General features: G+C 39.0%; 18 protein-coding genes. 15 read left to right on the forward strand and 3 right to left on the reverse strand.

Annotation, left to right across the window (positions count from 1 at the left end; genetic code table 11):
• Window positions 1-841 precede the first annotated feature (841 nt).
• Window positions 842-1,471 (reverse strand): hypothetical protein, encoded by a 630-nt coding sequence (locus tag BT1A1_RS02005; RefSeq protein WP_043988571.1) that lies wholly within the window; start codon window positions 1,469-1,471, stop codon window positions 842-844.
• A gap of 300 nt (window positions 1,472-1,771) precedes the next feature.
• Here BT1A1_RS02005 and BT1A1_RS02010 point away from each other — a divergent pair, with 300 nt between their 5' ends.
• From BT1A1_RS02010 to BT1A1_RS02020, 3 genes are all read left to right on the forward strand, one after another.
• The gene (locus BT1A1_RS02010) at window positions 1,772-2,692 is read left to right on the forward strand and encodes a DUF1002 domain-containing protein (RefSeq protein WP_034767577.1); all 921 of its coding nucleotides are present in this window, start codon (window positions 1,772-1,774) and stop codon (window positions 2,690-2,692) included.
• A gap of 216 nt (window positions 2,693-2,908) precedes the next feature.
• Window positions 2,909-3,745 carry a nucleotidyltransferase domain-containing protein gene (locus BT1A1_RS02015; protein ID WP_034767580.1) on the forward strand — a complete coding sequence of 279 codons (837 nt, stop codon included), beginning with the start codon at window positions 2,909-2,911 and terminating at the stop codon, window positions 3,743-3,745.
• A 672-nt stretch (window positions 3,746-4,417) separates the two neighbouring features.
• Window positions 4,418-5,479, forward strand: a complete 1,062-nt coding sequence (locus BT1A1_RS02020; RefSeq protein WP_034767583.1) for a hypothetical protein — start codon at window positions 4,418-4,420, stop codon at window positions 5,477-5,479.
• 396 nt (window positions 5,480-5,875) lie between these two features.
• On the opposite strand, the gene BT1A1_RS02025 is transcribed toward BT1A1_RS02020, so the two are convergent.
• Both BT1A1_RS02025 and BT1A1_RS02030 read right to left on the reverse strand, forming a co-directional pair.
• Window positions 5,876-6,880, reverse strand: coding sequence for an inorganic phosphate transporter (locus BT1A1_RS02025; RefSeq protein WP_034767585.1), 1,005 nt, complete (start codon window positions 6,878-6,880; stop codon window positions 5,876-5,878).
• A 241-nt stretch (window positions 6,881-7,121) separates the two neighbouring features.
• Window positions 7,122-7,736 (reverse strand): DUF47 domain-containing protein, encoded by a 615-nt coding sequence (locus tag BT1A1_RS02030; protein WP_034767587.1) that lies wholly within the window; start codon window positions 7,734-7,736, stop codon window positions 7,122-7,124.
• A 205-nt stretch (window positions 7,737-7,941) separates the two neighbouring features.
• Here BT1A1_RS02030 and BT1A1_RS02035 point away from each other — a divergent pair, with 205 nt between their 5' ends.
• From BT1A1_RS02035 to BT1A1_RS18120, 12 genes are all read left to right on the forward strand, one after another.
• The gene (locus tag BT1A1_RS02035) at window positions 7,942-9,081 is read left to right on the forward strand and encodes a D-alanyl-D-alanine carboxypeptidase family protein (RefSeq protein WP_051988956.1); all 1,140 of its coding nucleotides are present in this window, start codon (window positions 7,942-7,944) and stop codon (window positions 9,079-9,081) included.
• Window positions 9,082-9,408: 327 nt separating this feature from the next.
• Window positions 9,409-11,745 (forward strand): RNA polymerase recycling motor HelD, encoded by a 2,337-nt coding sequence (gene helD / locus BT1A1_RS02040; protein WP_034767589.1) that lies wholly within the window; start codon window positions 9,409-9,411, stop codon window positions 11,743-11,745.
• 209 nt (window positions 11,746-11,954) lie between these two features.
• On the forward strand, window positions 11,955-12,989 hold the full coding sequence (gene argC, locus BT1A1_RS02045) for an N-acetyl-gamma-glutamyl-phosphate reductase (RefSeq protein WP_034767592.1): 1,035 nt from the start codon (window positions 11,955-11,957) through the stop codon (window positions 12,987-12,989).
• Between the two features lie 14 nt (window positions 12,990-13,003).
• Window positions 13,004-14,239 (forward strand): bifunctional ornithine acetyltransferase/N-acetylglutamate synthase, encoded by a 1,236-nt coding sequence (gene argJ, locus BT1A1_RS02050; protein ID WP_034767595.1) that lies wholly within the window; start codon window positions 13,004-13,006, stop codon window positions 14,237-14,239.
• A gap of 196 nt (window positions 14,240-14,435) precedes the next feature.
• On the forward strand, window positions 14,436-15,224 hold the full coding sequence (gene argB, locus BT1A1_RS02055; RefSeq protein ID WP_034767598.1) for an acetylglutamate kinase: 789 nt from the start codon (window positions 14,436-14,438) through the stop codon (window positions 15,222-15,224).
• A 42-nt stretch (window positions 15,225-15,266) separates the two neighbouring features.
• A complete protein-coding gene (locus BT1A1_RS02060; RefSeq protein ID WP_034767601.1) occupies window positions 15,267-16,469 on the forward strand; it encodes an acetylornithine transaminase in 1,203 nt (400 codons plus the stop codon).
• Window positions 16,470-16,492: 23 nt separating this feature from the next.
• Window positions 16,493-17,566, forward strand: coding sequence for a carbamoyl phosphate synthase small subunit (locus tag BT1A1_RS02065; RefSeq protein WP_034767604.1), 1,074 nt, complete (start codon window positions 16,493-16,495; stop codon window positions 17,564-17,566).
• Entirely contained in the window at window positions 17,553-20,750 is a 3,198-nt protein-coding gene (gene carB / locus BT1A1_RS02070; protein WP_034767605.1) for a carbamoyl-phosphate synthase (glutamine-hydrolyzing) large subunit, read from the forward strand. Before BT1A1_RS02065 ends, carB begins: the two co-directional genes overlap by 14 nt.
• Window positions 20,751-20,764: 14 nt before the next feature.
• Window positions 20,765-21,727 carry an ornithine carbamoyltransferase gene (gene argF / locus BT1A1_RS02075; protein ID WP_051988958.1) on the forward strand — a complete coding sequence of 321 codons (963 nt, stop codon included), beginning with the start codon at window positions 20,765-20,767 and terminating at the stop codon, window positions 21,725-21,727.
• A gap of 319 nt (window positions 21,728-22,046) precedes the next feature.
• The gene (locus tag BT1A1_RS02080) at window positions 22,047-23,258 is read left to right on the forward strand and encodes an argininosuccinate synthase (protein ID WP_034767608.1); all 1,212 of its coding nucleotides are present in this window, start codon (window positions 22,047-22,049) and stop codon (window positions 23,256-23,258) included.
• 86 nt (window positions 23,259-23,344) lie between these two features.
• Complete coding sequence (gene argH, locus BT1A1_RS02085) at window positions 23,345-24,721, forward strand: argininosuccinate lyase (protein WP_034767609.1); 1,377 nt, start codon at window positions 23,345-23,347, stop codon at window positions 24,719-24,721.
• A 290-nt stretch (window positions 24,722-25,011) separates the two neighbouring features.
• Window positions 25,012-25,509, forward strand: a complete 498-nt coding sequence (locus BT1A1_RS18120; protein ID WP_051988959.1) for a YckD family protein — start codon at window positions 25,012-25,014, stop codon at window positions 25,507-25,509.
• Window positions 25,510-25,916: the final 407 nt, after the last annotated feature.

A 25,916-nucleotide genomic window follows, 5' to 3' on the forward strand; every position in this document is an offset into this window, starting at 1 on the left:
CCCCGAAGGGTTCTCATGGACAAAATGGAGGATCAATCAGTAAAAACTGTCCAATAGAACGGCTATCATGGACAAAATGGAGTCTCAATCAGGAAAAACTGTCCAATAGAACGGCTATCATGGACAAAATGAGGAGTCAATTAGCAAAAATTGTCTAATAGAAAGGCTCTCGCGGACAAAATGGAGTCTCAATCAGGAAAAATTGTCCAATAGAACGGTTCTCATGGACAAAATGGAGGCTCAATCAGGAAAAACTGTCCAATAGAAGGGTTCTCATGGACAAAATGGAGTCTCAATCAGTAAAAATTGTCCAATAGAACGGTTCTCATGGACAAAATGGAGTCTCAATCAGGAAAAACTGTCCAATAGAAGGGTTCTCATGGACAAAATGGAGTCTCAATCAGGAAAAACTGTCCAATAGAACGGCTATCATGGACAAAATGGAGTCTCAATCAGGAAAAACTGTCCAATAGAAGGGTTCTCATGGACAAAATGAGGAGTCAATCAGTAAAAATTGTCCAATAGAACGGTTCTCATGGACAAAATGGGGAGTCAATTAGCAAAAATTGTCTAATAGAAAGGCTCTCGCGGACAAAATGGAGGCTCAATCAGGAAAAACTGTCCAATAGAAGGGTTCTCATGGACAAAATGAGGAGTCAATCAGTAAAAATTGTCCAATAGAACGGTTCTCATGGACAAAATGGGGAGTCGATCAGGATGAACTGTCCAATAAATCCGTTCTAATGGACAATTTTTCAAAAAAGAGCACCAAACTTTCCCAATCATTATCATGACTTTTGGCTACTCCTTTTCAACCCGATTAAAACTAAAATGGTCACCATTACAGCAGTATTTTTTTTAGAAAAGCAATTGGTTTTATATCGTATAAAGTATGTCCAACGATTGTATTTGAAAGAATTTCTTCATCAAGCAAAGGGTAATCATACAGTTTTCCTTCATAAACATATTCGAATCTAGGATGCAGTAAAAAATCATTAGGTGTTACTAATGCCGAATGAAGCGGTCCCCACAAATCAACACCGCTTTCCTTAAAAACTTCCGCAACAAACTGTGAACAGAAATAGGCGTTATTCAAGGCTATCGGATAACTGAACAGTACGCCAAGCAAACCGATAAGATTATAAGAAAATAAGTCTTTATTATTTTCGAAAGCCCGAATTTTATCACGAATTTTATGATATTCATTTTCAGTAACATCCAGTTTCAGTAGTAAACAATTGGTATTGCGAAAGTATCGATAGGTTCCGAAATAGACATCTTCTTTTATAAACCCGGCAATGAGTGGATTTCTCGGCCGTTTTCGCCCAAAACTATATATTTCATCAAGTTTTTCATCAAAAACAATAGAAACATGACTATATGGAGCGCCGGTAAACCATTTAATGGCTCTTGCCAAGAATGTTCCTGTATCAGTTAAAAGAACATAGATTGTTTTCTTATTTTCCTTCATAATCTCTTCTCCCTAACGCGTTTGTCTATTGACAGATAAAATTTATCAGAAAAATCCTATTCTGTTATCATATTTTATGAATGTTTTACGTATTTTAATGATTAAAAGTTTCATAAACTAACTATCTGACTTTAAATCCTGTACAAATCACATATTCCATAAGTGCTTTAAAGGTATTTTATCATGAATATAACGAAAATTATAATGGCAGTATATTTTGTTCTGGTTACACTTATGATATAAATAGTATAGTAAAGAGTGATAGATTTGTAAAAGTTGTTTATAAAGGAGTAGATATAAATGTTTAAAAAAATGCTAAAAGTCCTATCTATATTCATTATATTTTTCGGATTAAGCGTTAGCCAAGTTGTTTTGGCAAGCGAGGGTGAGAAGGAAAAGGTAATCGATGAAAAAAATGGTCCGGCCATCGTCGTTCTAGGTGAAAGATTATCGGAAGCACAAAAAGAACAGACGAGAAAATTATTGAAGGTGGATGAGGAAGCAGAGGTAAAAGAAATTATCGTTACCGGTGCAGATGCGGCTAAATACATTAAAGGGGATCCGAATTCCAACATGTATTCATCCGCCAAAATTAAACGGCTTGATAAGGGAGAAGGGATCCGGGTTATCCAAGTGACGCCGGAAAATATCACGGAAGTTACGAATGATATGTATGCGAATGCACTGCTTACGGCAGGTGTGGAAGATGCCCAAATTGAGGTGGCATCCCCGGTAAAAGTAACCGGACATTCGGCTTTAACAGGTATTTTTAAAGCTTATGAGGTAACTGGTGAAAAACTGGATACGGATCGCTTAAAAGTTGCAAATGAAGAATTGGATGTTGCGACCAAATTGGCAGAAGATGCCGGTGTTGATCAAGACAAAGTCAGTCAATTATTAACGGAAATTAAACAGGCCATTGCGGAACAAAACCCGGCAACAAAAGAAGAAGTTGAGCAAATCGTTCAGGAACAATTGAAAAATTTAAATATTGAATTATCCCCGGAATACAAACAAATGTTGATCGACTTATTTGATAAAATTCGTTCATTGGATATCAACTTTGATGAAGTAAAAAGCCAGTTGGAAAACTTGGCAGGTGATATTCAAAAGAAATTGGAAGATGCCGGAGTAGATAAAGGATTTTTGCAAAGTGTCGCTGATTTTATAAAACAAATATTCCAATCAATTGCCGATTTCTTTAAGTCGCTGTTCAGCTAACAATTGACAGAGGTTTGGCCATCATTTTGAAAGATAAATGTAGATATTTATAATAATCAAAGCGTCAACAGATATTAAAAAAATGATGTAAGTTTACGGTTATCAAAATTAATTCAACCTGAACCCTAACAATGTCAGATTTTTACAGAAGCGGAGGAGAAGAAATGGATAAGTAAAAAGAATAAAACATGAATATGATTTGGAGATGGAAATTTTATGACTGTACAAAAGGTGATTAATCAAATATGTAAAGAACTAGATGGAATAGCTGGCATTGTTGGTGTGGTTTTAGGCGGTTCAAGAGCAAGAGGAACAAATCACGCTACTTCTGATATTGATATTGGAATTTATTATGATGAGTCGGCAGGTTTTGATATCAACGAAATTAGAAAAATCGCCACAAAAATAGATGATGACCATAGGGAAAATATTATCACTACTTTAGGTGAATGGGGTCCTTGGATAAATGGCGGTGGGTGGCTTGTTGTTCAAGGGTATCATGTTGATTTCATATTTCGTGATATAAAACGAGTGTCCCGTGTGATTGATGATTGTTTGAAAGGAGTTGTTTCGGCACATTATCATACCGGACATCCCCATGCTTATATAAATGTTATGTACATGGGAGAAATCTCTATTTGTAAAATATTAATTGATCCAACAAATCAAATTGCCGAACTAAAGGCTAAAACCATGCCTTATCCAAAATCACTAAAAGATGCAATTATTGGCTATTTTATGTTTGAAGCATCTTTCTCGTTAATGTTTGCAAAGGATAATGTGGATAAGGATGACATTTCGTATGTGGCAGGTCACGTCTTTCGCACGATCTCATGTTTAAACCAAGTATTATTTGCATTGAATGAAGAATACTGCATCAATGAGAAAAAGGCTGTTCGAATGATTGAAGGCTTTAGAAAAAAACCAAATGATTATAAGAAAAAGATAGACCAAATAATAACATTAATTTCCGTAAATATGGACAGTACAAAGGAAGGTATTCAAATCCTGCAAGAACTTATTTCAGAAACCGAAAAGTTATTAAGTAAATAATTGTCTGTCCATGAACTTTGCGTTTTATCAAGTAATTAATCAAAGAAGGAAACCCTTTTTGAAATTGGGTTTCCTTTATTTTTTATACGTTAAGAAAGTATAAATTTCCAGCAAAGAAGCGAATTCGACGTAGTTGGAAATTTTAAGAATTAAGTATAAGTGCACAAGGAAAGCTTCACGGGAATACATCGCAGCCGAAAAAATTTTATATTTTTTCGGTGAACTAGAGAAGCTTCGGTAGCATTACCTCGCAAGCGAAAATGTATTTTCGCTGACTACGGCTTTGCCATCGCCTAAAGGCTGGGCAATCGCCGAGTTTTCTTTATAGAAAAAGACCTTTCGCTTCGCACCCAAAAAAGGTTTCTACGAGTTCTTGTCCAAATGGCGACGAGATGAGTTACCGGCTTTCTAAGATGCGAAACTCTAGAAAGTATGCATCTTTGACTAAACTACGAAAGCAGTAATTTGCGTTTTTCTCACTACAGCCGGCGAATTGGAATAATAAAAATTTTCCCTCATATAATTGTATCATTGCGCTATTTTGTAAAGCGACATACAGAGAAATTGGTAAACAAGACACGAATTAAAATGACTTTCATACAATGAACATTGTTTTGGTTTGTCGCTGCAATTCCACGACAACAGAGAGTAGGCAACAGGGGGAGAGCGAAAATGAAAGGCAGAAGAAAATTATTTTTCCGTATTATTTTATTAGGATTTTTCCTATTATGTATAGGGGCATGTTCATCGGAAAGTGAGAAAAAAAGCCAAGTTGACGATGAGAAAAAGGAAACAAAACAAGTAGAAGATAAGAAAGCGAAAAAAGACAAGGGAATACCGACCGATGAAGAATTAATTGCGGTGTTAGATAAAAACTTAGAAACGATGCAGGCGGGAGATATAGAAGGATATATGAGTACCATCCACGATGAATCACCCAGTTATGAATCGACAAAGCAACTAATTGAGCAAATTGCTTCCCAATATACATTCGATATTGAAATTTCCGATGTCGAAGTCGTAGAAAAGTCAGTTGATGAAGCAAAAGTCACTTTTACACAAAGAACGATGAAAGTAAAAGGTCCGGAGTATAAAAACAATGAAGTAAAAGGGTATCATATTTTGAAACCGTATAAAGGAAAATGGAAAATTTACGAATCGGCCCAATCATCCGTTCAGTATTTAGACGAAAACGGTAATCCGGTGGAAGATACAAGTGGAGTAACCGGACCGGATGTTCCCGCTTTTAACCCGGGTACGGGCGACAATGTTTATTTTTCAGAAATAGAAAAGTTGAATTTTACGATTGATGAGCGAAACTGGAAACTTGACTATTATGATGAGGATACCAATAATGGAATGGCTATTGCCGAGTTTGTTTTGGAAAATGAAACAGTTGAAAATTGGTCGGAACTTTACACCATTCATTATTATGAGGATGGAAAATTGTACTCGACACCAGAAAGTTTTATCAGTAATATGGATGCTGCCATTCGTGAAGAAGTAACCGGACAAATTGACTTTCAAAGTTATGATGTGACGGCAGAAGAAGGATTTTATGAATTTTATATTCATGACGATCAGATTGAACAGAATCAACATGAAGTGGCAAGGCTGTTTTATGCAGGCGATGATATGTTTCTTGTTCGCTATACACGTATAGGCGAGCCGATGGATGACGCAACCAAAATGAAATGGGTCACGAGTTTGAAGCAAGTGACGGCAGGTCAATAATTGCGTACTGTTGCGATAAATGAATTGGCGTAATTCTATTCAAGGGGCAAATCCTTCATGCTGTAAAAATGTATAGAGGGAGCATAAAAAAATCGAAAAAATGGCGGCCGAAACCGTGCCGCCATTTTTTCCTGTTATCATATTTCACAACCCGCAAACGTTTAGTGCAGTAAAAACCATTTTCTTCATGTTGATCTTTTTATCGGAAATCCGCAAATATTTAGTGCAGTAAAAACTATTTTTTTCATGCAAATCGTTTTATCGAAAATCCGCAAACGTTTAGTGCAGTAAAAACTATTTTTTCATGCTAAACGATTTATCGACAACCCGCTTACGTTTGTGGCAATAGAAACCATCTTTATTTTCATACATATGTATCATGAAGAACAGAATCAATTAAAATCCCAGAACAAAATGTAAAACCCGATAACACATAAATGCTAATATGGCGGAAATTGGTAAAGTGATAAACCATGTTATGATCATTCTTTGGGCTGTGTCCCATTTGACACCGCGGATCCGATGGGCTGAACCGACACCTAAAATGGCTGATGAAATAACATGGGTTGTACTGACCGGTAAATGTAAAAAGGTTGCACCGAAAATTACCGTAGCCCCGGTCAAATCTGCAGCAACACCGTTAACGGGGCGGATTTTCATAATCTTTGAACCAACCGTTTTAATAATTCTCCAACCACCGACAGAAGTACCTAACCCCATTGCCGTGGCACAAGCAGCTTGTACCCAAAAAGGAACATCTCCTCCACTAATGTAATTGCCGGTCATTAACGCCATTGTAATAATACCCATTGTTTTTTGAGCGTCATTTGTCCCATGCGTATAAGACTGAATAGCGGCTGTCAAAATCTGGAAATAGCGAAAATTCCGGTTCGTTTTTGCCAAGTTATAGTTTTTAAAAATAACTTTAAAAAGACTGTAGACAAGATAACCGACAGCAAAAGCGATAATCGGTGAAAAAATAAGTGCTTCAATAATGTTGATAAATCCGTGATAGTTAAGAACGCCAAAGTCTGCACTGGCGATGGCGGCTCCGGCAACAGAACCAATCAATGCATGGGAGGAACTGCTCGGGATGCCAAAATACCAAGTAATTAAATTCCATGTAATTGCAGCAATCAACGCTGCTAAAATGACAAGGGTTCCATTCGGTAATGAAAAGGGGTCAACAATATCTTTTGTGATTGTCTTTGCAACTCCGGTAAATGTCATCGCACCAAGAAAATTCATAATGGCAGCCAAAACAATTGCATGTCTCGGTTTCAAAGCCTTCGTTGAGACACTTGTCGCAATGGAATTTGCCGTATCATGAAAACCATTGATAAAGTCAAAGGCCAGTGCAAAAATGACAATTAGTGTAATAATCAGAAAATTTCCTTCCATATATGTAATTCCTTCTCTTTCAGTTTTATCTAAGGCTCTTCTCTAAGATTGCTACTTTTTGCATGAAAAGTGGTCTTTAATAAAGCAATTGGTGGTTTGCCAATTGCTTCTATTCTGGCTTCTAACCTCAGGGAACGATGACAAGTTTTGTCTATCTGCATCTGTATCCAATCGTAACAAAGATTAGGAAAATAGCCTTATTCAAGTATGTTATTTCCTTTTCAAATCGTCTCTTTTCCTTTTACGCATTTTTCATAACAACGGTTTCTAATGTATTTGCGACAGATTGACAATAGTCAGCAATATTTTCTAATGTTTCATAAACTTCTTTATATTGCATGATTTTAATCGGGTTTTCTTCTGTTGCAAAAAGTTCTTTTATCGCAATTCGTAATAAATGATCACAATTTGATTCATATTCTTTAATTTTCACAGCATGCTCATGAATGTCACCATATTTTTTATTGGCAAGTAATTCCGTACAATGATCCATTTCGATTGTCATATTTTTTATCGCTGTGACAAATGATTTCATATGATCAGTCGGATGAATAATGGAATACATTTCGAATAAAGCAGCACATTCCTCCAACCCATCGATGACATCATCTAAGGTTATCGTTAACATCATGATGTCCTCTCGCTCAATCGGTGTGATAAACGCACTGTTTAATTCTTTTGTAGTTCTATGTACAAGTGAATCTCCCTTCGCTTCGTGTTCTTTCACTGTATCATAAAAAATTTTCAGATCCCGTACATTATTGATTTTAAAATCATAAAAAAAAGTGGCCGCTTCCTTAATATTACTTGATATATCTGTTAATAATAACGCGAACTTGTCTTTCTTTTTTGCCATCTAAATGCCTCCAAATCCCAAGGTTGATATAAAAGCACGATTTTAGTATAGCTTATTGTTTCACATTTTTCCAGAACCTTCGAAGCTGAATATGTGATTTTATTTTATCAAAGTAAAATTTTTGTTATACAAATGAAAAATAATAACCATAAATAATATAGTAGAATAAGTCTAGTTAAGATTTTAATGTAGAAAAGGTGTTTGAATGAAAGTTTACAGTATTCTTTTGTTCTGTGCTGCTATATTACTGCTTATGCCCGGTCGCCATGTATTTGCCCAAGAAGAGTTGCAACTAATGAGTGAATCCACTGTACTAATGGATGCAAAATCCGGACAAATATTATATGGAAAAAACGAAACGGAAAGAATGAATCCCGCCAGCATTACGAAAATTGCCACAGCGATTTATGCGATCGAACATAGTAATCTTGATGAGCAAGTAACCGTTAGTGAGCAGGCAACAATGGTAGAAGGGACTAGGGTTTACTTGGAAGCAGGCGAAGTAGTCTCAATGGAAAAACTATTAACGGGCATGATTATGAACTCAGGTAATGACGCAGCAGTTGCCATCGCTGAACATATTGACGGTTCTGTAGCTCAGTTTTCGAAAAATATTAATAAATATTTGACGAATAAAATTGGAGTTACCAATACCCATTTTGAAAATCCCAATGGTCTATACAATGAAAATCACTATACAACCGCAGCGGATATGGCAAAAATTACCAAATATGCACTAGCAAATGATACATTCCGAAAGATTTTTGGAATGAAAGAGTATCATTGGGATGGACAATCTTGGGATACCACATTGTTAACACATCATCGATTGTTAAAAGGTGAATTTCCTTATGAAACAGCAACAATCACCGGCGGGAAAAATGGTTTTATCAATGAGGCAGGATTTACTCTTGTAACAACGGCCGAAAAGGATAATCTTGAACTGATTGCCGTTACCATGAAAACAAATTTCAAAGATGCACCTTATTCGGACACAATTCAATTGCTGGATTATGGATTCACAAATTTTACATCGGAAATGATTCCAAAAGGGACGATATTTACTGAAGACGGGATGAAATATATGGTGGAGGAAGATCTTTATTTTACGACTAAAGATGGACAAGATTATAAGCAAATGGTCGATTCGCACGGTGTTTTACACATAGAAGACAATGATACGGATCAATTGATCGTTTCAGTTCCATTACATCCATTAAATGCACCGGAACCGGCAAAAAAAGATGATCAAGGAATATTTGCACCCGTAATGGACCATTTCCTTCATTACTTATCGGCTGTTCTCATCCCTACTACAGATATCGCTTATTTATTCCACTTTTAACCCGAGGAGCATGACCTGTATCGAAAGCATAAGCGGTAAATAAAAGTCTCTCAACGCAAGATTTAAGTGACGAGTGAGAGAGGGACAACCCGGGATACGCCCGACTTCTTCAACAAAAGTTTAAATCAAAACCGTTTCATTGGATGAATTTGTGTATGAAAGGACTGAAATCACATGAATGGAAATGAATGTTGATTTTGGTCCTTTTCTTATAGATATGAAAAAGAGAGAAGATGTATGGGATGTATAAATGAATGGCAAAGTATATAATATTTATAAGTTTTCGGGAAGAATTTGTAATGAATTTAAAACCAGGGGTGTTAAACAATGCAGGAAAATCATGAGAAAGCAAAGGAACAGGCAAGGGTCAATCATGTTCTTGAAGTCATCGAAAAGAAATTGCGTACACTTGAAGAAAAAACCGGGGGCCTGAAACAAGACATTGTCTCGCTCCGAAAAACATTTTGGGAAGATGTAACAGTGAACCTCGATGAACCGGATGATGTAATAGAAACCCATACAAGTTTACGGCAACAGGCAGAACTTCTATCGGAGCGGGAACGAAGCCATAGGCAATTTTTTAAACAGCATAAAAATCTTGAACGATTGAAGGCATCCCCTTATTTCGGACGGATTGATTTTTTAGAAGATGGCGAGGACAAAAGTGAAAAAATATATATCGGCCTTTTTTCCCTGATGGATGAGAATGATGAAGAGTTTTTAATCTATGATTGGCGAGCCCCGATTTCCAGTATGTACTATGATTTTGCCCCTGGACCTGCGAATTACAAAACAATGGACGGAGACATTACGGGAAATATTGAATTAAAGCGACAGTATATAATCCGTCAAGGGGAAATTAAAGGGATGTTTGACACCGGCATAACAATCGGTGATGAGGTTTTACAGGCAGTGTTGAGCGATCAAGCAGACACACAAATGAAATCGATTGTTGCAACGATTCAAAAGGAGCAAAATGAAATTATTCGGAACGATCGAAAAAAATATTTAGTTGTCCTGGGAGCGGCCGGGAGCGGGAAGACATCCGCCGCCCTTCAAAGAGTGGCCTATCTTCTTTACAAGTATCGGGAAATTTTGCGTGCCGATAATATCTTGCTGTTTTCACCCAACCAGCTATTCAGCAGCTATGTCGCTACGGTTTTACCCGAACTCGGAGAAGATAACATGGATCAAAGCACATTTTATCAGTATTTACAACATCGTCTTAAAGATTATGAAGTTGAGAACCCATATGAACAACTGGAATATATATTGAGCGGGAAACGGGATGAAAATTATTGGGTAAGAAAAAAGGCCATCCGCTTTAAGGCTAGTTTATCATTTAAACAGCTGATCGATGCTTATGTACACAACTTGCAAAGCGATGGCATGATGTTTAAAAATATTTCTTTTCGCGGCGAAGTGTTTATTTCCAAACAAGAAATTAAAGAGTACTTTTATTCATTGGGTAAACAAATTTCAATTCCAAATCGGATTCAGCTGTTAAAAGATTGGCTGCTTATAAAGATGGATGAAAAGGAAAAGGAAGAGAAGGGGAAAGAATGGGTACTCCAAGAAAGTGAATTGCTTGACCGGGAAGATTATTTGAAAGTATACAGGAAATTGCAAAAAGAGCAACGTTTTAGCGAAAATACATTCAATGATTTTGAACGTGAGGAAAACATGCTGGCTGATTGGATTATAAAACGAAAGCTGGCACCGTTACGGAAAAAAATTAATGAGTTGGCCTTTGTCGATGTCAGGGGCCTTTACATCGATTTATTTACCTGGGCAAGGAAAGCTCAGCATTCCGTTCAGTTACCGAATGAATGGGAAAAAATCGGGGAAATGACGGCAAAACAAATAAAGCGACGAATATTGTGCTACGAAGACGCAACACCATATCTGTATTTAAAAGACCGATTGGAAGGAAAACTTATTTATACGAAAGTTCGACATTTGTTCATTGATGAAGCCCAGGACTATTCGCCGTTTGAATTTGCCTTTTTTCGAGAAATTTTCCCAAACAGTAGAATGACGATTTTAGGGGATATCAACCAATCAATTTTTACGTTTGCCCTTGGTGGTCAAAACGGGCTTACCCTTTCCGATGAACTCTTTCCCGATGAGGAATTGGAAAAAATTATTTTGGCGAAGAGCTACCGTTCAACAAAACAAATTGTTGAATTTACAAAGGAAATATTGAATGATGAACAAGAAATTATTCCGTTCAATCGAAACGGGAATTTGCCTCGGTTGACAACTGTCGAAAATAAACAATTATTGCATCAAGCGATTATAAAAACGTTGGGCGACCTTCAAAGTCGGGGCTATGAGACGATAGCCGTGATCTGCAAAACCGCCCGGGAAGCAAAGCAGGCATTTGATGAATTAAGTCAAGCAATGGATTTCCATCTTATTAAAAAGGAAACTCGCTCGTATGAAAAAGGTTTACTTATTATACCTAGTTATTTAGCCAAAGGAATCGAATTCGATGCGGTAATTATTTATAACGCCTCGTCGAATATTTATTCAGATGAAGAAGAACGAAAATTGTTTTACATGGCTTGTACCCGGGCCATGCATGAACTGTTTCTTTTTTCAATTGGAGAATCGAGTCCGTTTTTAAATCAGGTGAGTGAGGATAAGTATGTACGAGGTTAAAAAATAAGTTCTCCGGAAATGGCGGATTCTGCTAATTAAACAGCGGAATCCGTCTTACTTTTCCTTCATAAAAGTAGGCCGGCTTTTGTATCATATCCCCATAAAACTAATAAATTATTAATATTGATATTTTTTTTTAAAATTAGATTGTATTTTTATGCATTGGTTGTTATAATAATTCATACAAAATTTATTAGGAGCTGGTTGGAATGAAAGTTGGTATTGTTGGGGCGAATGGATACAGCGGAGTCGAGTTAATCCGGCTTTTACAACAACATCCCTATGTAACGATTGAAAAAATTGTTTCACATTCCACCCATGGTAAAAATATTTTGGAATTATATCCGCATTTGTACGGTGTCAATGAGATGATATTGGAAAAATGGAATCTGGATGAGCTCAGCAACTTAGATTTTGTTTTTTTTGCGACACCGTCCGGGGTTTCAAAAGATATCATTCCGCCGCTTTTGGATAAAGGAGTTACTTGTATCGATCTTTCAGGTGACTTTCGGTTAAAAAACGCCGGCGATTATGAAACCTGGTATAAAAAGACATCGGCACCGGCAGAATATTTGCAAAAAGCGACCTATGGGTTATCAGAAGTTTATCGGGATAAGATTAAACAAGCCAAACTGATCGCCAACCCGGGATGTTTTCCAACGGCAACACTACTGGGGTTACTTCCGGCATTAAAGAAACAAATTATTCATGCCAATACCATTCATGTTGATGCGAAAACAGGCGTTTCCGGTGCAGGTAGGAATGCCAATTTGACGAATTTGTTTACGGAGATCAATGAAAACATAAGAGCCTATAAAGTAGGAGAACATCAACATATCCCGGAAATTGAACAAGTAATCAGTGATATATCCGGAGAACAAGTACCGATTACATTCATTACACATTTAATCCCCATCAATCGGGGAATCATGTGTACGATGTATGCCGACTTAGTTGAACAAGTAACGACTGAAGAAGTCCATCAAATATACAAAGATATGTATAAAGATGAAATGTTTATTCGGATTCGTCCAATTGGCGAATGGCCGACGACAAAAGAAGTAATGGGAAGTAATTTTTGCGATATCGGTGTGATGGTAAACAGGCGAACGAATAAACTGATTATAATATCGGTAATTGATAATCTCGTAAAAGGTGCGGCAGGTCAGGCGATGCAAAACATGAATATTATTAATGGGTGGGAAGAACATATCGGGCTCAATAATTCCCCACTATATCCATAATTGGAGGTCACACAATGGGCATTAATCAAAAAGAAATTTTACAAGAAATAAAGATTTTAGATGGCGGTCATATTTGTACACCAAAAGGGTTTTTCGCCGGCGGTTTACATTGTGGACTAAAGCGGAAAAAGCATGACCTGGGCTGGTTATATTCAATTGTCCCGGCAAATGCAGCGGCGGTTTATACAACCAATCTCATCCAAGCTGCCCCGATCCTTGTTACTCGGGAAAGTATTGAAGTAGACAAGCAAATTCAGGGCGTAATTGTGAACTCGGGAAATGCCAATGCATGTACCGGGGAAGAAGGATACCGTCATGCACTGTTAATGCGCCACTATTTTGCAAAAAAAATGAATATGAAAGAAGAACATGTTGCGGTCAGCTCTACCGGAATAATCGGTGAGCAGCTTCCGATTAATAAAGTACTTGATGGGATCAATATGATCGGAAAGGTTGAAGAATCTGTCGCAAATTTTGAAAAAGCAATTTTAACCACGGACACAACGCAAAAGCGTGCATGTGTTCAACTTGAAATTGATGGAAAAATGATTACGATTGGCGGTGCAGCCAAAGGTTCCGGGATGATTCACCCAAATATGGCCACGATGCTCGCCTTTATTACAACTGATGCCAATGTCGAGCAAGAAGCATTACAGTCTGCGTTGAAAACAGTGGTTGATGAAACATTTAATATGATTACGGTTGATGGCGATACAAGTACGAATGATATGGTCCTATTACTGGCTAACGGATTGGCGGATAATACGAAGCTCACACCGGACAGTCCGGATTGGCTCCACTTTATTCAAGGGTTAGAAACGGTATGTCAATTACTTGCCAAAGAAATTGCAAAAGATGGAGAAGGGGCAACAAAATTAATTGAGGCAAAGGTAATCGGAGCGGCCGGTGAAGAAGACGCCAAAAAGCTGGCCAAATCTGTGATTGGTTCAAATCTTGTGAAATCGGCGGTTTTTGGAACAGATCCGAACTGGGGAAGAATTGTCTGTGCGCTTGGTTATAGCGGCGTCGATTTTGACACAGAAAATATCAGTGTTTTTATCGGTCCATATCAACTGTTTGCCAACGGACTACCTGTCTTGTTTGAAGAGTCTGAGGTAAAAACCTATATGGAAGAAAATAACGAGATTCAAATATTGGTAGAATTGCATGAAGGAGAAAGCAGTGCCATTGCGTGGGGATGCGATTTAACCTACGACTATGTAAAAATTAATGCCTCCTATCGAACTTAGTTGACCGGAAAAGCCAATTCAAAAGGTATTTCAGCAATTGCATCCTGTCAAACCTAGTCGGTGGCCAGAGTCAAGTTACCAGCAATGCGCTAAAGTAATTCTTGCTCGTCGCACTTAGGTTGGCGGAAAAGTCAAGTTAACAACAATGCGCGTAAACAATTCTTTCTTTTCGAACTTGTGGGGTGAGGATAAAGTAATGGGTTATGTTGTCATTAAATGTGGCGGAAGTATTTTGGATGGACTTCATCCGAGTTTTTATGAAAATATTGTCATGATGATGGAAGAAAACCATGTTAAGCCGGTCATTGTCCATGGCGGCGGTCCGGAAATATCCAAGATGTTGGATCAATTAAAGATTGAAACCCGATTTATCGACGGTATGCGGGTCACGACGAACGAGGTATTGGATGTTGTAGAAATGGTTTTATCCGGGACGATGAATAAAACCATTGTCCGGAATTTAATGACGTGTGGCGGCCGTTCAATCGGATTAAGCGGTGTCGATGGAATGTTGCTCGAAGCCGGACCGATTCATCAAGAAAATCAGCTGGGATTTGTCGGCAAAGTCCATTCGGTAAATACAAAGATCATTGAAAGGTTGTTGAATGAAAAATTAATTCCGGTTATCTCACCTGTTGCCACCGATAAACATGGCGGACGCTGGAACGTGAATGCAGACCTGGCCGCGGCTGCTATCGCCAAAGCGTTACAAGCACCGTTATGTCTTTTGACAAACGTACCCGGTATTTTAAAAAATGGAAAAGTTCTTTCAAATCTTTCCCATCTCGAGGTTCAACAATTGCTTGACGATGGCACGATTACCGGTGGCATGATTCCAAAAGTGAAGGCGGCCTTGGATTGTTTACATGAAGGAATCCGGGAAGTTGTCATTTTAGACGGGACGGAAGAAAATGCTTTAAAAAGATTTATAGGCAAGGAAAAAATTGGTACGTCGATAAATTTAGAGCTAACTTATGCAAAATAATGGGGCAGGTAACTCGCTTGCCATACGCTAGAGGGTGAAAAAATGCAGGCAGTAAAAGAATCTTACTTAATGAACACATATAGTCGTTTTCCGGTCAAAATTGTCAAAGGGAAAGGCTGCTATGTTTGGGATGATGAAGGGAATAAATATTTAGATTTTACTTCCGGGATTGCTACATGCAATTTGGGTCATGTACCGGAACCGGTTAAGCAAGCATTAATCGAACAATTGGATAATCTTTGGCATTGTTCTAACTTGTATCATATCCCTTCACAGGAAATATTGGCATCTTTACTCGTCGAAAACAGCTGCTTTGATCAAGTTTTTTTCTGCAACAGTGGGGCTGAAGCAAATGAAGCAGCGATTAAACTGGCACGAATGTATGCAAATCAACATAAAAAATCAGCAGATATTGTTACATTCACCCAATCATTTCATGGACGAACCTTGGCCACATTAACAGCAACCGGTCAGGAAAAAATTCAACACGGTTTTGCGCCACTGGTCCCAGGGTTTACTTATTTGCCTTATAACGATATGGCATCGCTGGAGCAACTCAGAAAGCTCAAACCGGCAGCGGTACTGTTTGAGTTCGTTCAAGGAGAAGGCGGGGTTATCCCGGCAGATAAGGATTGGCTTCGTGAACTTGCGAAGATATGCCATTCGGAAAATATTTTATTAATAGCCGATGAAGTCCAAACCGGGATGGGGCGAACCGGGGAGTTGTTTGCCTATGAACATTATGGTATTGAGCCGGACGTGATGACCTTGGCGAAAGGATTAGGTTCAGGCTTTCCAATCGGTGCCATGTTGGCGAAAAAAGAAGTGGCTGAATACTTTAAACCGGGAACCCACGGCAGTACATTCGGCGGCAATCCGCTGGCAACAACTGCCGGTATTGCAACGGTAAAACAGTTCCTTGAAACGGATCTACTCATTTCTGCACAAAACCAAATGGAACTTTTAAAAAATAAATTGATCAAATTACAAAGTGAATTTCCTTGGATAAAAACTGTTCGCGGTGTAGGGTTTTTACTTGGACTGGAAATCGATGGGGAAGCAGATAAGGTAGTCAAACTCGCGATTAAAGAGAAGACTCTTATTTTAACAGCAGGTCCGCGAGTCATCCGAATTTTGCCACCTTTAATTGCGACAGAAGCAGAGATCGACCTGTTTATAGCGCGATTAAAAACGGTACTTGCCGCATATGAGCATGAATCCAGTAAAATTTCTGGTGCCAAATGAAGGGAAGAAATGGGGGAAAACATGTGACAACAGGCTATGTCATATTAGAAACCGGTGAAATTTTTCCCGGAACATTGATCGGAAATAGAAAAAATCAAACCGGTGAAATTGTCTTTAATACAAGTATGACCGGTTATCAAGAAATCATCACCGATCCATCTTACGCCGGTCAAATCATTGTATTTTCGTATCCGTTAATCGGTAACTACGGTATGAATCATTTATTTACAGAAAGTGACAAACCACATGTGCGCGGAATTGTCACCGGTGAAATTTGCGGTTCACCAAGCCATTATCAATTGGCAGAGTCAGCAACCACACTCTTGGAAAAATACGGCATTCCATGTTTAACCGATGTTGATACACGGGCACTTGTGAAAACGATTCGGAAAAAAGGAACGGTGAAAGCAATTATTTCCGATCGATCTGATGTGAAACCTGTAAGTTCGGATGAGAAACAACTAGTCAAGCAAGTGACAACGAAAGAATTGCTGTTTTACGATAACGAAGGCCCGCATGTCGTTTTAGTCGACTTCGGTTATAAAAAATCAATATTAGCCTATCTTCAGCAAATAGGTTGTAAAGTAACGGTCGTTCCATTCGACTATCCGTTTGAAAAAATTCGTTCACTGAATCCGGATGGAATTGTGTTAAGTAATGGTCCGGGCAACCCAATCGACTTAGCCGATCATTTGGATAAAATTCATATGTTAACGCAATGTTATCCAACTTTGGGGATTTGTTTAGGTCATCAATTGATTGCTCTTGCTTATGGAGCCAAAACTGAAAAATTACCTTTTGGTCATCGCGGGGCCAATCATCCGGTCAAAGATTTACGTACCGGGAAAGTATTTATCACATCTCAAAATCACGGTTACGTTGTTATCGATGGAACTATGAATGAAAATGAATTTACAGTAACCTTTCAACATGTCAATGATCGGACGATTGAAGGTTTTACGCATAAAACATTACCGATTCAAACCGTACAGTTTCATCCGGAAGCACATCCGGGACCACAAGATACGGAATACATTTTTCACAACTTCATCGAATCCATTCATAAAATAGGGGAAATGAAATATGCCGTTAAATAAAGAGATTAAGAAAGTGCTCATCATCGGATCCGGTCCGATTGTCATCGGTCAGGCGGCGGAATTTGATTATGCCGGTACGCAAGGCTGCCTTGCCTTAAAAGAAGAAGGTGTTGAAGTTGTCCTGTTGAATAATAATCCGGCAACGATAATGACCGACCAAAAAGTCGCCGATCGCATTTACATTGAACCGATGACTTTGGACGTTTTGGAAGAAATAATAAAAAAAGAGCAACCGGATGGTGTTATTGGAACATTGGGCGGGCAAACAGGGCTCAACTTAAGCGTGGAACTGGCTGAATCGAAAATTTTAGAGAAGTATGGGGTTCGTCTGTTAGGTACCCCGGTCGAATCGATTCAAAAAGGAGAGAACCGAGAAAAATTTCGTGAATTAATGATTGAAATTGGCGAGCCGATTCCGGAGTCAAAAATTGTTCATACGATTGAAGATGGCCTTGAGTTTGTTCAGAAAATCGGTTTTCCCGTCATTATCCGTCCTGCTTATACTTTAGGTGGAGAAGGCGGCGGTTTTGCCAATAATGAAGCGGAATTATACACCTTATTGAAAAAAGGATTAGCTTTAAGCCCGATTCACCAAGTATTAGTTGAACGCAGCATTAAAGGATGGAAAGAGATTGAATATGAAGTCGTTCGCGATGCCAATGATACATGTGTGATTATTTGTAATATGGAAAACATTGATCCGGTCGGTGTTCATACCGGTGATTCCATTGTGGTTGCCCCGAGTCAAACATTATCCGATGAACAATATCAAATTTTGCGGAATGCTTCGGTGAAAGTTATCCGTGCTTTAGGTGTGATCGGTGGCTGTAATATTCAATTTGCCATGGATCCGAACTCGAATCAATATTATATTATTGAAGTCAATCCGCGGTTAAGCCGTTCCAGTGCTTTAGCGTCAAAAGCAACCGGGTATCCGATTGCGAGAATTGCGGCGAAATGTGCTTTAGGCTATTACCTTGATGAAATCCTTAATCCGGTAACCGGGAATACATTTGCATCCTTTGAACCTGCGCTCGACTATGTCGTACTTAAACTGCCACGCTTCCCTTTTGATAAATTTAAGGAAGCCAATCGGACACTTGGTACACAAATGCAGGCAACCGGAGAAGTTATGGCGATCGACCGCAGTTTTGAGGGGGCATTAAATAAGGCGTTACGCTCGTTGGAGTATAAAGTATCCGGGTTGTTTCATCCGGCAGTGTCCGCTATGACAGTTGAAGAATTATCTGAAGCGATGGGTAATGCGAATGACTTACGATTATTCGTGATTGCCGAGGCATTTCGTAAGGGAACGGGGATTGAAGAAATCCACCAATTAACAGCTATTGATCCATGGTTTTTATATAAAATTAAATACTTAGTCGATTATGAGAAAAAATTACAATCATATACACTGGAAACTTTGCCAAAATCTATTTTACTAGAAGCGAAGAAATTGAATTTCAGTGATAAATATCTCGCTATGTTACTGAATTGTTCGGAACAGAAGATTCGGGAAAAAAGAAAAGCATGGGGACTTATCCCTTCCTATAAATTGGTTGATACATGTGCGGCTGAATTCGATGCCGTAACCCCCTACTATTACTCAACTTGGCACGGAACGGATGAGGTAGAAGTTTCAAACAAGAAAAAAGCACTGATTATCGGCTCCGGACCAATCCGAATCGGTCAGGGAATCGAATTTGATTATACATGTGTCCATGCGGTTATGGCACTGAAAACGCTCGGCTATGAAACAATTGTCGTTAATAATAATCCGGAAACGGTAAGCACTGATTATTCGATTTCCGACAAATTATATTTTGAGCCAATTACGACGGAAGATCTTTTACACATTATCGAAAAAGAACAGGTGGAAGGCGTTTTTGTTCAATTTGGCGGGCAAACGGCTATTAATTTGGCCCAAGAATTGGAACAGGAAGGTGTTCATATTTTTGGAACATCGATTGAGACCATTGATTTATTGGAAGACCGGAAACAATTTTACAAGTTGCTGGACCGAGTAGATATTCCGCATATTAACGGTGAAATCACCTATTCCGTTGATGAGTTAAAAGCAGCAGCGGAAAAACTTGGTTATCCTGTCCTCGTTCGCCCATCTTATGTAATTGGCGGGCAATCAATGGAAATTATTTACCAAGTAGAGGAATTAGACCATTATATTAAGTTTTTGCAATATGCCGAAAAGCGTTCTTGGCCGCTTTTGGTAGATAAATATTTACCGGGTCTTGAGTGTGAACTTGATTGTATTAGTGATGGAGAGAATGTATATATTGCCGGGATTTTTGAACATATTGAACGGGCAGGGGTCCATTCTGGAGACAGTATTAGCATATACCCGTCAATCCACCTCAGAGCGGCACAAAAAGAGATTTTGGTTGATTATACAAACAAAATTTGTACAGAAGCCGGTATCGTTGGAGTAGCCAATATTCAATTTGTGATTTATGAAAATCAAATTTACTGTTTGGAAGTAAATCCGCGGGCTTCCCGGACGGTCCCGATTTTAAGTAAAGTCACCGGCATTCCTATCGTTGAAATGGGTGTACGGGTTCAACTCGGTGAAAAACTTGGCAAAACTGGTTTGGCAACTGAAGTACCGTTCCATACCGTTAAAGCCCCTGTCTTTTCTTTTGCGAAATTAAAAAATGTCGATCCGATTATGGGTCCGGAAATGAAGTCAACCGGCGAAGTTCTCGGAATTGGGCAAACACACGAAGAGGCATTGAGAAAAGCGATTGGAAGAACATCGGATAAAAAGGAAGGCCCAGTGACCATTTTTTGCTCGGTAGCTGATCGTAATAAAGAAGAACTAATGAATATTTTACGACAAGTTTGGGACGACAATATGCAAATTTATGCCACAGAAGGAACAGCGAAATTTTTAAATGAATTTGGCATTGCAGCGAAACAAGTGAAGAAGGAATTTTCCGGTTTGGAAGATGTATTCAAGAAAGTCTCATTTACTGCCGCAATCATTTTGCCAACGAAGGCAGGAAACCATGAAACAGTCGGTAAATTTTTGCGGGAACTTGCGATGCGTTATCAAGTCCCTTTATACACGTCATTGGATACATTTCAGTCAATCATGGAGCTGTCTCACTTACACGGGGATATTCATGTGAGGGCGATTAATGATTATTTGTATGAAATTGCTTATTAAAGAGGAGAGAAGAAATGTCAAATTACTTGATTGAGAAACCGGGTGAAAAGAAACCGGCGAAAAAGGATTTTTTAACACTCGGGGAATTAACGAGTGAGGAAATACGATTTTTACTAAAAGATGCGGTTTATTTGAAACAATTGCAAAAGTCCGGAAAGCCTCATCCCTTTTTACAAGGAAAAGTACTCGGGATGATTTTCGAGAAATCGTCGACTCGTACAAGGGTTTCGTTTGAAGTCGGCATGTATCAGCTGGGCGGGCAAGCTTTGTTTTTAAGTTCGAGGGATATTCAATTAGGCAGAGGGGAAACGATTCACGATACGGCCAAAGTTTTATCCCGCTATATTGATGGCATAATGATACGAACCTTTGAGCATGAGAAAGTGGAGGAGCTGGCAAAACATGCAACGATTCCGGTCATTAACGGCTTAACCGATGCACACCATCCTACACAAGTGATGGCCGATTTGCTGACCATCTATGAGCATAAAGGGAAGCTTCAAGGCTTGAAATTATGTTATGTCGGTGACGGGAATAATAATATGTGCCATTCGTTGTTGGAAGGAGCGGCTAAAGTCGGGATGGATATGACAGTAGCATGTCCGGCTGAGTTTGCACCGGATGAAACCATCGTTAATCATGCCAAGGAAACGGCTCAAGAAACCGGATCCGTCATTATTATCGGTGAAGACCCGTTTGAAATGGTGAAGGATGCAGATGTTGTTGTCACCGACGTATTTGTCAGCATGGGTCAGGAGGCGGAGACAGAAGAGAAGCTAAAGAAATTTTCAGCTTATCAAGTTAATGAATCATTATGCAAATATGCGAAAGAAGATTATATCTTTTTACATTGTTTACCGGCTCACCGCGGTGAAGAAGTAAGTCCGGAAATTATTGACGGCATCCATTCAGTCGTGTTTGACGAGGCAGAAAACCGCCTCCACGTCCAAAAATCCATTTTGAAAAACTATATGTAGGTGGGGTTACGTGTTTGATGTTTACATGGAGATGAGGCAGAAAATTGTCTTCATGTTTAAAATCCATTTTTGGAGCGTTTTACGTATTTGACGAGGTAAAAAACCAGCTTCATGTTCAAAGCTAAAGGTCTGACGAGAGAGAAAACCACCTTCATATTCAAAACAAAATTTTAGAGCTTTTTCGGTTTGACGAGGCAGAAAAACGTCTTTATGTGTAAAAATCATTTTTGAAAAACTTTTTGTAGCATTTTGAATCGTTTTGCGTTAAAATGAATAACAATACAATTTCATTCATCTTTATTCAAGGGGAGAGAAATAAATGGCAAAAGAAAAGATTGTGCTTGCCTATTCAGGCGGTTTAGATACATCGGTTTCGATTAAATGGTTACAAGAAAAATACGGTTATGATGTCATTGCCCTTGCCATTGACGTGGGTGAAGGGAAAGACCTGGATTTTATAAAAGAGAAAGCATTAAAAGTGGGAGCAATCAAAGCCATTACAATTGATGCGAAAGATCTGCTCGCCAATGAATATATTTTGCCAAGCTTAAAGGCAAATGCCTTATATGAGGGGAAATATCCGTTGTCTTCCGCTTTAAGCCGCCCGCTCATTTCCAAGCTGCTTGTGGAAGTTGCAGAAACGGAAGGTGCGGTGGCGGTTGCCCACGGATGTACCGGGAAAGGGAACGACCAAGTCCGTTTCGAAGTTTCCATCCAAGCATTGAATCCGAAATTGTCGGTAGTTGCGCCGGTACGTGAATGGGGCATGAACCGTGATCAAGAAATTGCTTATGCCGAGAAACACGGGATCCCGATTCCGGTTGATTTGGATAATCCATTTTCCATTGATGCGAATATTTGGGGCCGTGCATGTGAAGCAGGTGTCCTGGAAAATCCGTGGAATGAAGCACCGGAAGAAGCTTTTGCTTGGACGAATCCGGTTGAAAACACGCCGGATGAGCCGGAATATGTTGAAATTCGTTTTGAAAAAGGCGTTCCGGTTGCGTTAAATGGTGTGCCGATGAAACTGGCTGCTTTAATTCAGGAGTTGAATGAAATTGCCGGCAAACACGGGGTAGGGAGAATTGACCATATTGAGAACCGTCTCGTTGGTATCAAATCCCGTGAAGTATATGAAAACCCGGCAGCTCTTGTTTTAATCAATGCGCATAAAGAGATGGAATTTTTAACATTGCCGCGCGAAGTAACCCAATTTAAAACACAAATCGAATCCCAATATGCAAAAATCATTTATGAAGGTCTCTGGTATTCACCATTACGTCCGGCAATTGATGCGTTTATTGAAGAAACCCAAAAATCAGTTACCGGTACGGTTAAGGTGAAGTTATTCAAAGGCAATCATGTTGTTGTTGCCCGTAAATCCCCGGTTAGCCTATATAACGAGGAACTGGCAACGTATTCGGCCGGCGACTTGTTTGATCATAATGCAGCGGTCGGATTCATTAAATTATGGGGAATGCCGACAAAAGTATATTCCGAGATTCATACGAAGGAAAAAGTGTTGAAATAATTGAATAAATCTATTTAGGGCCCTCGTGTCAACCATGAGGGCTTGTGATTTTAACGATACGATTCAGTCATTTGGAGGTCAATAAAATGAGTAAATTGTGGGGCGGACGCTTTACAAAAGAAACCAATCAACTTGTAGAAAAATTTACAGCATCAATCGAGTTTGACCAAAAACTTGCATTAGAAGATATTGAAGGCAGTTTATCCCATGTTGAAATGCTCGGATCATGCGGAATTATACCGGCTGAAGATGTGGAGCAAATCAAGAAGGGTCTTACATCCATCCGTGAGAAAGTCCTTAATCATGAAGTTTCTTTTTCTGTAGAAGATGAAGATATCCATATGAATATTGAACGGATGTTAATTGAAGAAATTGGACCGGTCGGCGGGAAACTCCATACCGGTCGGAGCCGTAATGACCAAGTAGCAACCGATATGCACTTATACTTGCGGAATCAAACGAAGGAAATAATCGAGCTGATTCGTTTTGTGCAAGAAGCTATCATCAGCCAAGCAAAACAACATGTGGAGACAATTTTACCGGGGTATACCCATCTGCAACGGGCTCAGCCGATCAGTTTTGCTCACCACTTATTGGCTTATTTTTGGATGTTTGAACGAGATAAAGAAAGATTGCAAGATAGCTTGAAGCGGATTAACTGGTCACCATTGGGAGCGGGAGCCTTGGCCGGGACGACATTCCCGATTGACCGCCAATTTTCAGCAAAACAGTTAGGGTTTGAAACCGTCTATCCGAACAGCTTGGATGCGGTTAGTGATCGCGACTTTATTTTAGAATTTTTATCAATCGCATCGATTCTAATGATGCATATTTCCCGTTTGTCGGAAGAATTGGTTTTATGGTCGAGCCAAGAATTTCAATTTGTTGAGTTGGATGACTCTTTCTGTACCGGTTCGAGCATTATGCCACAGAAGAAAAATCCTGATGTTCCTGAATTGTTACGTGGCAAGACCGGACGTGTGTATGGAAATTTGATTGGTTTATTGACTACGTTAAAAGGTTTGCCGCTCGCTTATAATAAGGATTTGCAGGAAGATAAAGAGGGCATGTTTGATACGGTAGAGACATTGGCGGGATCTTTACAGTTGTTGGCGCCGATGATTGAAACAATGACTGTAAAAAGAGAAAATATGTATAAAGCTGTCAGCCAGGATTACTCGAATGCAACCGACCTTGCCGACTATTTGGCAGGAAAAGGTATTCCATTCCGCGAAGCCCATGAAATCATCGGACGAATTGTGTTATATGCGATTCAACATGATAAATATTTGCTTGATTTAAGTCTTGGTGAATACCGGAATTTTAGTGGTGCTTTTGAAGAGGATATATTTGAAGTGCTACAACCGAAAAATGTGGTGGCAGCTCGGAACAGTTATGGCGGAACCGGTTTTAGTCAAGTAGAAACTCAATTGAATTTAGCGATAGAGAAACTGGAAAAATAAATTCCCTTGAAAAAGAATCGCACTTATTTTGAAATCGGTTATGAACGGAAAAATTGTTCATTTTTTCGGATTGGCTATGTTTAAAAGCTGCTCGTTTTTTCACAAAGATACTCAAAAATTTTTTAATTTCCCCGTAAATGGGGGAATTCGCAAAAATACAATGTAGGCAAATCCAAAAATGTGAGAGGACTTGCCTATTTTTTTCACATCTTTTAAAGAAGTTGGTATATTTTGGTGAACATTACACAACATAGCATTAGTTTGAAACAAAATGAATGGAGATGTTGTGAATGTTCAATGGATTATCAATTTTACCATCAATGCTATTGGCGGGTTCGTTAGCTTTGGCGAGTGCACCGGTGGAATCTGTACAAAAGCAAAGTATGACACCATCAAATATGGAGGAAAGAGTAGCTTCTGAAAACAATCAAAACGAAACTGGGAAATCCGGAACATGGAAAACGGCACCTTCAGAGGCTGAACTTGGTCCAAACGAACAAGTACAGGGGCAACAACCCGAAAATGCAGGAGAAGAACAACAAAATCAGCAGGTCAAGTTAACGGAAGAACAAATTAAAGAACTTGATCAAATGGTGGGCGAGTTGACGGAAAAACGGAAAGAACTTATTGACAAGTATGTTGAGTTTGGTGTATTTCCAAAAGAGAAAGCAGAGGAAATAAAGTCCCATATTGATGAGCATTACAAAAGAATGAAAGAAGAAAACTTTTTACCCAGCCCGCATAAGCATACGAGAAAAAATGTACCACCGAAAGAGGGTGGACAGTAATAATGGCAGGCTTCAACCATGCGATGAAAACATCCCTCGAAACCTTGGTAATAGCAGGACAGTGATAATGGCAGGCTCTCACTCGGATGAAACCTAGCTGAGAAAATGGGGATAACCCCAAGAAAAAGATGGACGAGCTGTCTATGGGACAAAACCATTTGAAAATCAAGTAGAAATGTCTCATAGAACGGCTATATGGGACAAATTTGGTTGAAAAATAAGCCAAACTGTCCCATAGGATTGCTCGAATCGCGGTATATGGGACAAAACCATCAAAAATTGGAATAGAAATGTCTCATAGAACGGCTGTATGGGGCAAAATTTGTTGGAAAAAAGGCTAAACTGTCCCATAGGCTTGCCCGATTTGGGTTCTATGGGACAAAACCATCAAAAAATGGAACAGAACT

The sequence above is a fragment of the Caldibacillus thermoamylovorans genome, assembly GCF_000751775.1.
GTDB lineage: Bacteria > Bacillota > Bacilli > Bacillales > Caldibacillaceae > Caldifermentibacillus > Caldifermentibacillus hisashii.

Bases quoted from the DNA above. Each gene is read 5' to 3' on its own strand.
- BT1A1_RS02015 (WP_034767580.1), top strand. From the start codon at position 2,909: ATGACTGTACAAAAGGTGATTAATCAAATATGTAAAGAACTAGATGGA.
- BT1A1_RS02035 (WP_051988956.1), top strand. From the start codon at position 7,942: ATGAAAGTTTACAGTATTCTTTTGTTCTGTGCTGCTATATTACTGCTT.
- BT1A1_RS02025 (WP_034767585.1), bottom strand. From the start codon at position 6,880: ATGGAAGGAAATTTTCTGATTATTACACTAATTGTCATTTTTGCACTG.
- BT1A1_RS02080 (WP_034767608.1), top strand. From the start codon at position 22,047: ATGGCAAAAGAAAAGATTGTGCTTGCCTATTCAGGCGGTTTAGATACA.
- BT1A1_RS02030 (WP_034767587.1), bottom strand. From the start codon at position 7,736: ATGGCAAAAAAGAAAGACAAGTTCGCGTTATTATTAACAGATATATCA.
- BT1A1_RS02010 (WP_034767577.1), top strand. From the start codon at position 1,772: ATGTTTAAAAAAATGCTAAAAGTCCTATCTATATTCATTATATTTTTC.
- BT1A1_RS02005 (WP_043988571.1), bottom strand. From the start codon at position 1,471: ATGAAGGAAAATAAGAAAACAATCTATGTTCTTTTAACTGATACAGGA.
- argC (WP_034767592.1), top strand. From the start codon at position 11,955: ATGAAAGTTGGTATTGTTGGGGCGAATGGATACAGCGGAGTCGAGTTA.
- argJ (WP_034767595.1), top strand. From the start codon at position 13,004: ATGGGCATTAATCAAAAAGAAATTTTACAAGAAATAAAGATTTTAGAT.
- BT1A1_RS02060 (WP_034767601.1), top strand. From the start codon at position 15,267: ATGCAGGCAGTAAAAGAATCTTACTTAATGAACACATATAGTCGTTTT.
- BT1A1_RS02020 (WP_034767583.1), top strand. From the start codon at position 4,418: ATGAAAGGCAGAAGAAAATTATTTTTCCGTATTATTTTATTAGGATTT.
- helD (WP_034767589.1), top strand. From the start codon at position 9,409: ATGCAGGAAAATCATGAGAAAGCAAAGGAACAGGCAAGGGTCAATCAT.
- argF (WP_051988958.1), top strand. From the start codon at position 20,765: ATGTCAAATTACTTGATTGAGAAACCGGGTGAAAAGAAACCGGCGAAA.
- argB (WP_034767598.1), top strand. From the start codon at position 14,436: ATGGGTTATGTTGTCATTAAATGTGGCGGAAGTATTTTGGATGGACTT.
- carB (WP_034767605.1), top strand. From the start codon at position 17,553: ATGCCGTTAAATAAAGAGATTAAGAAAGTGCTCATCATCGGATCCGGT.
- BT1A1_RS18120 (WP_051988959.1), top strand. From the start codon at position 25,012: ATGTTCAATGGATTATCAATTTTACCATCAATGCTATTGGCGGGTTCG.
- argH (WP_034767609.1), top strand. From the start codon at position 23,345: ATGAGTAAATTGTGGGGCGGACGCTTTACAAAAGAAACCAATCAACTT.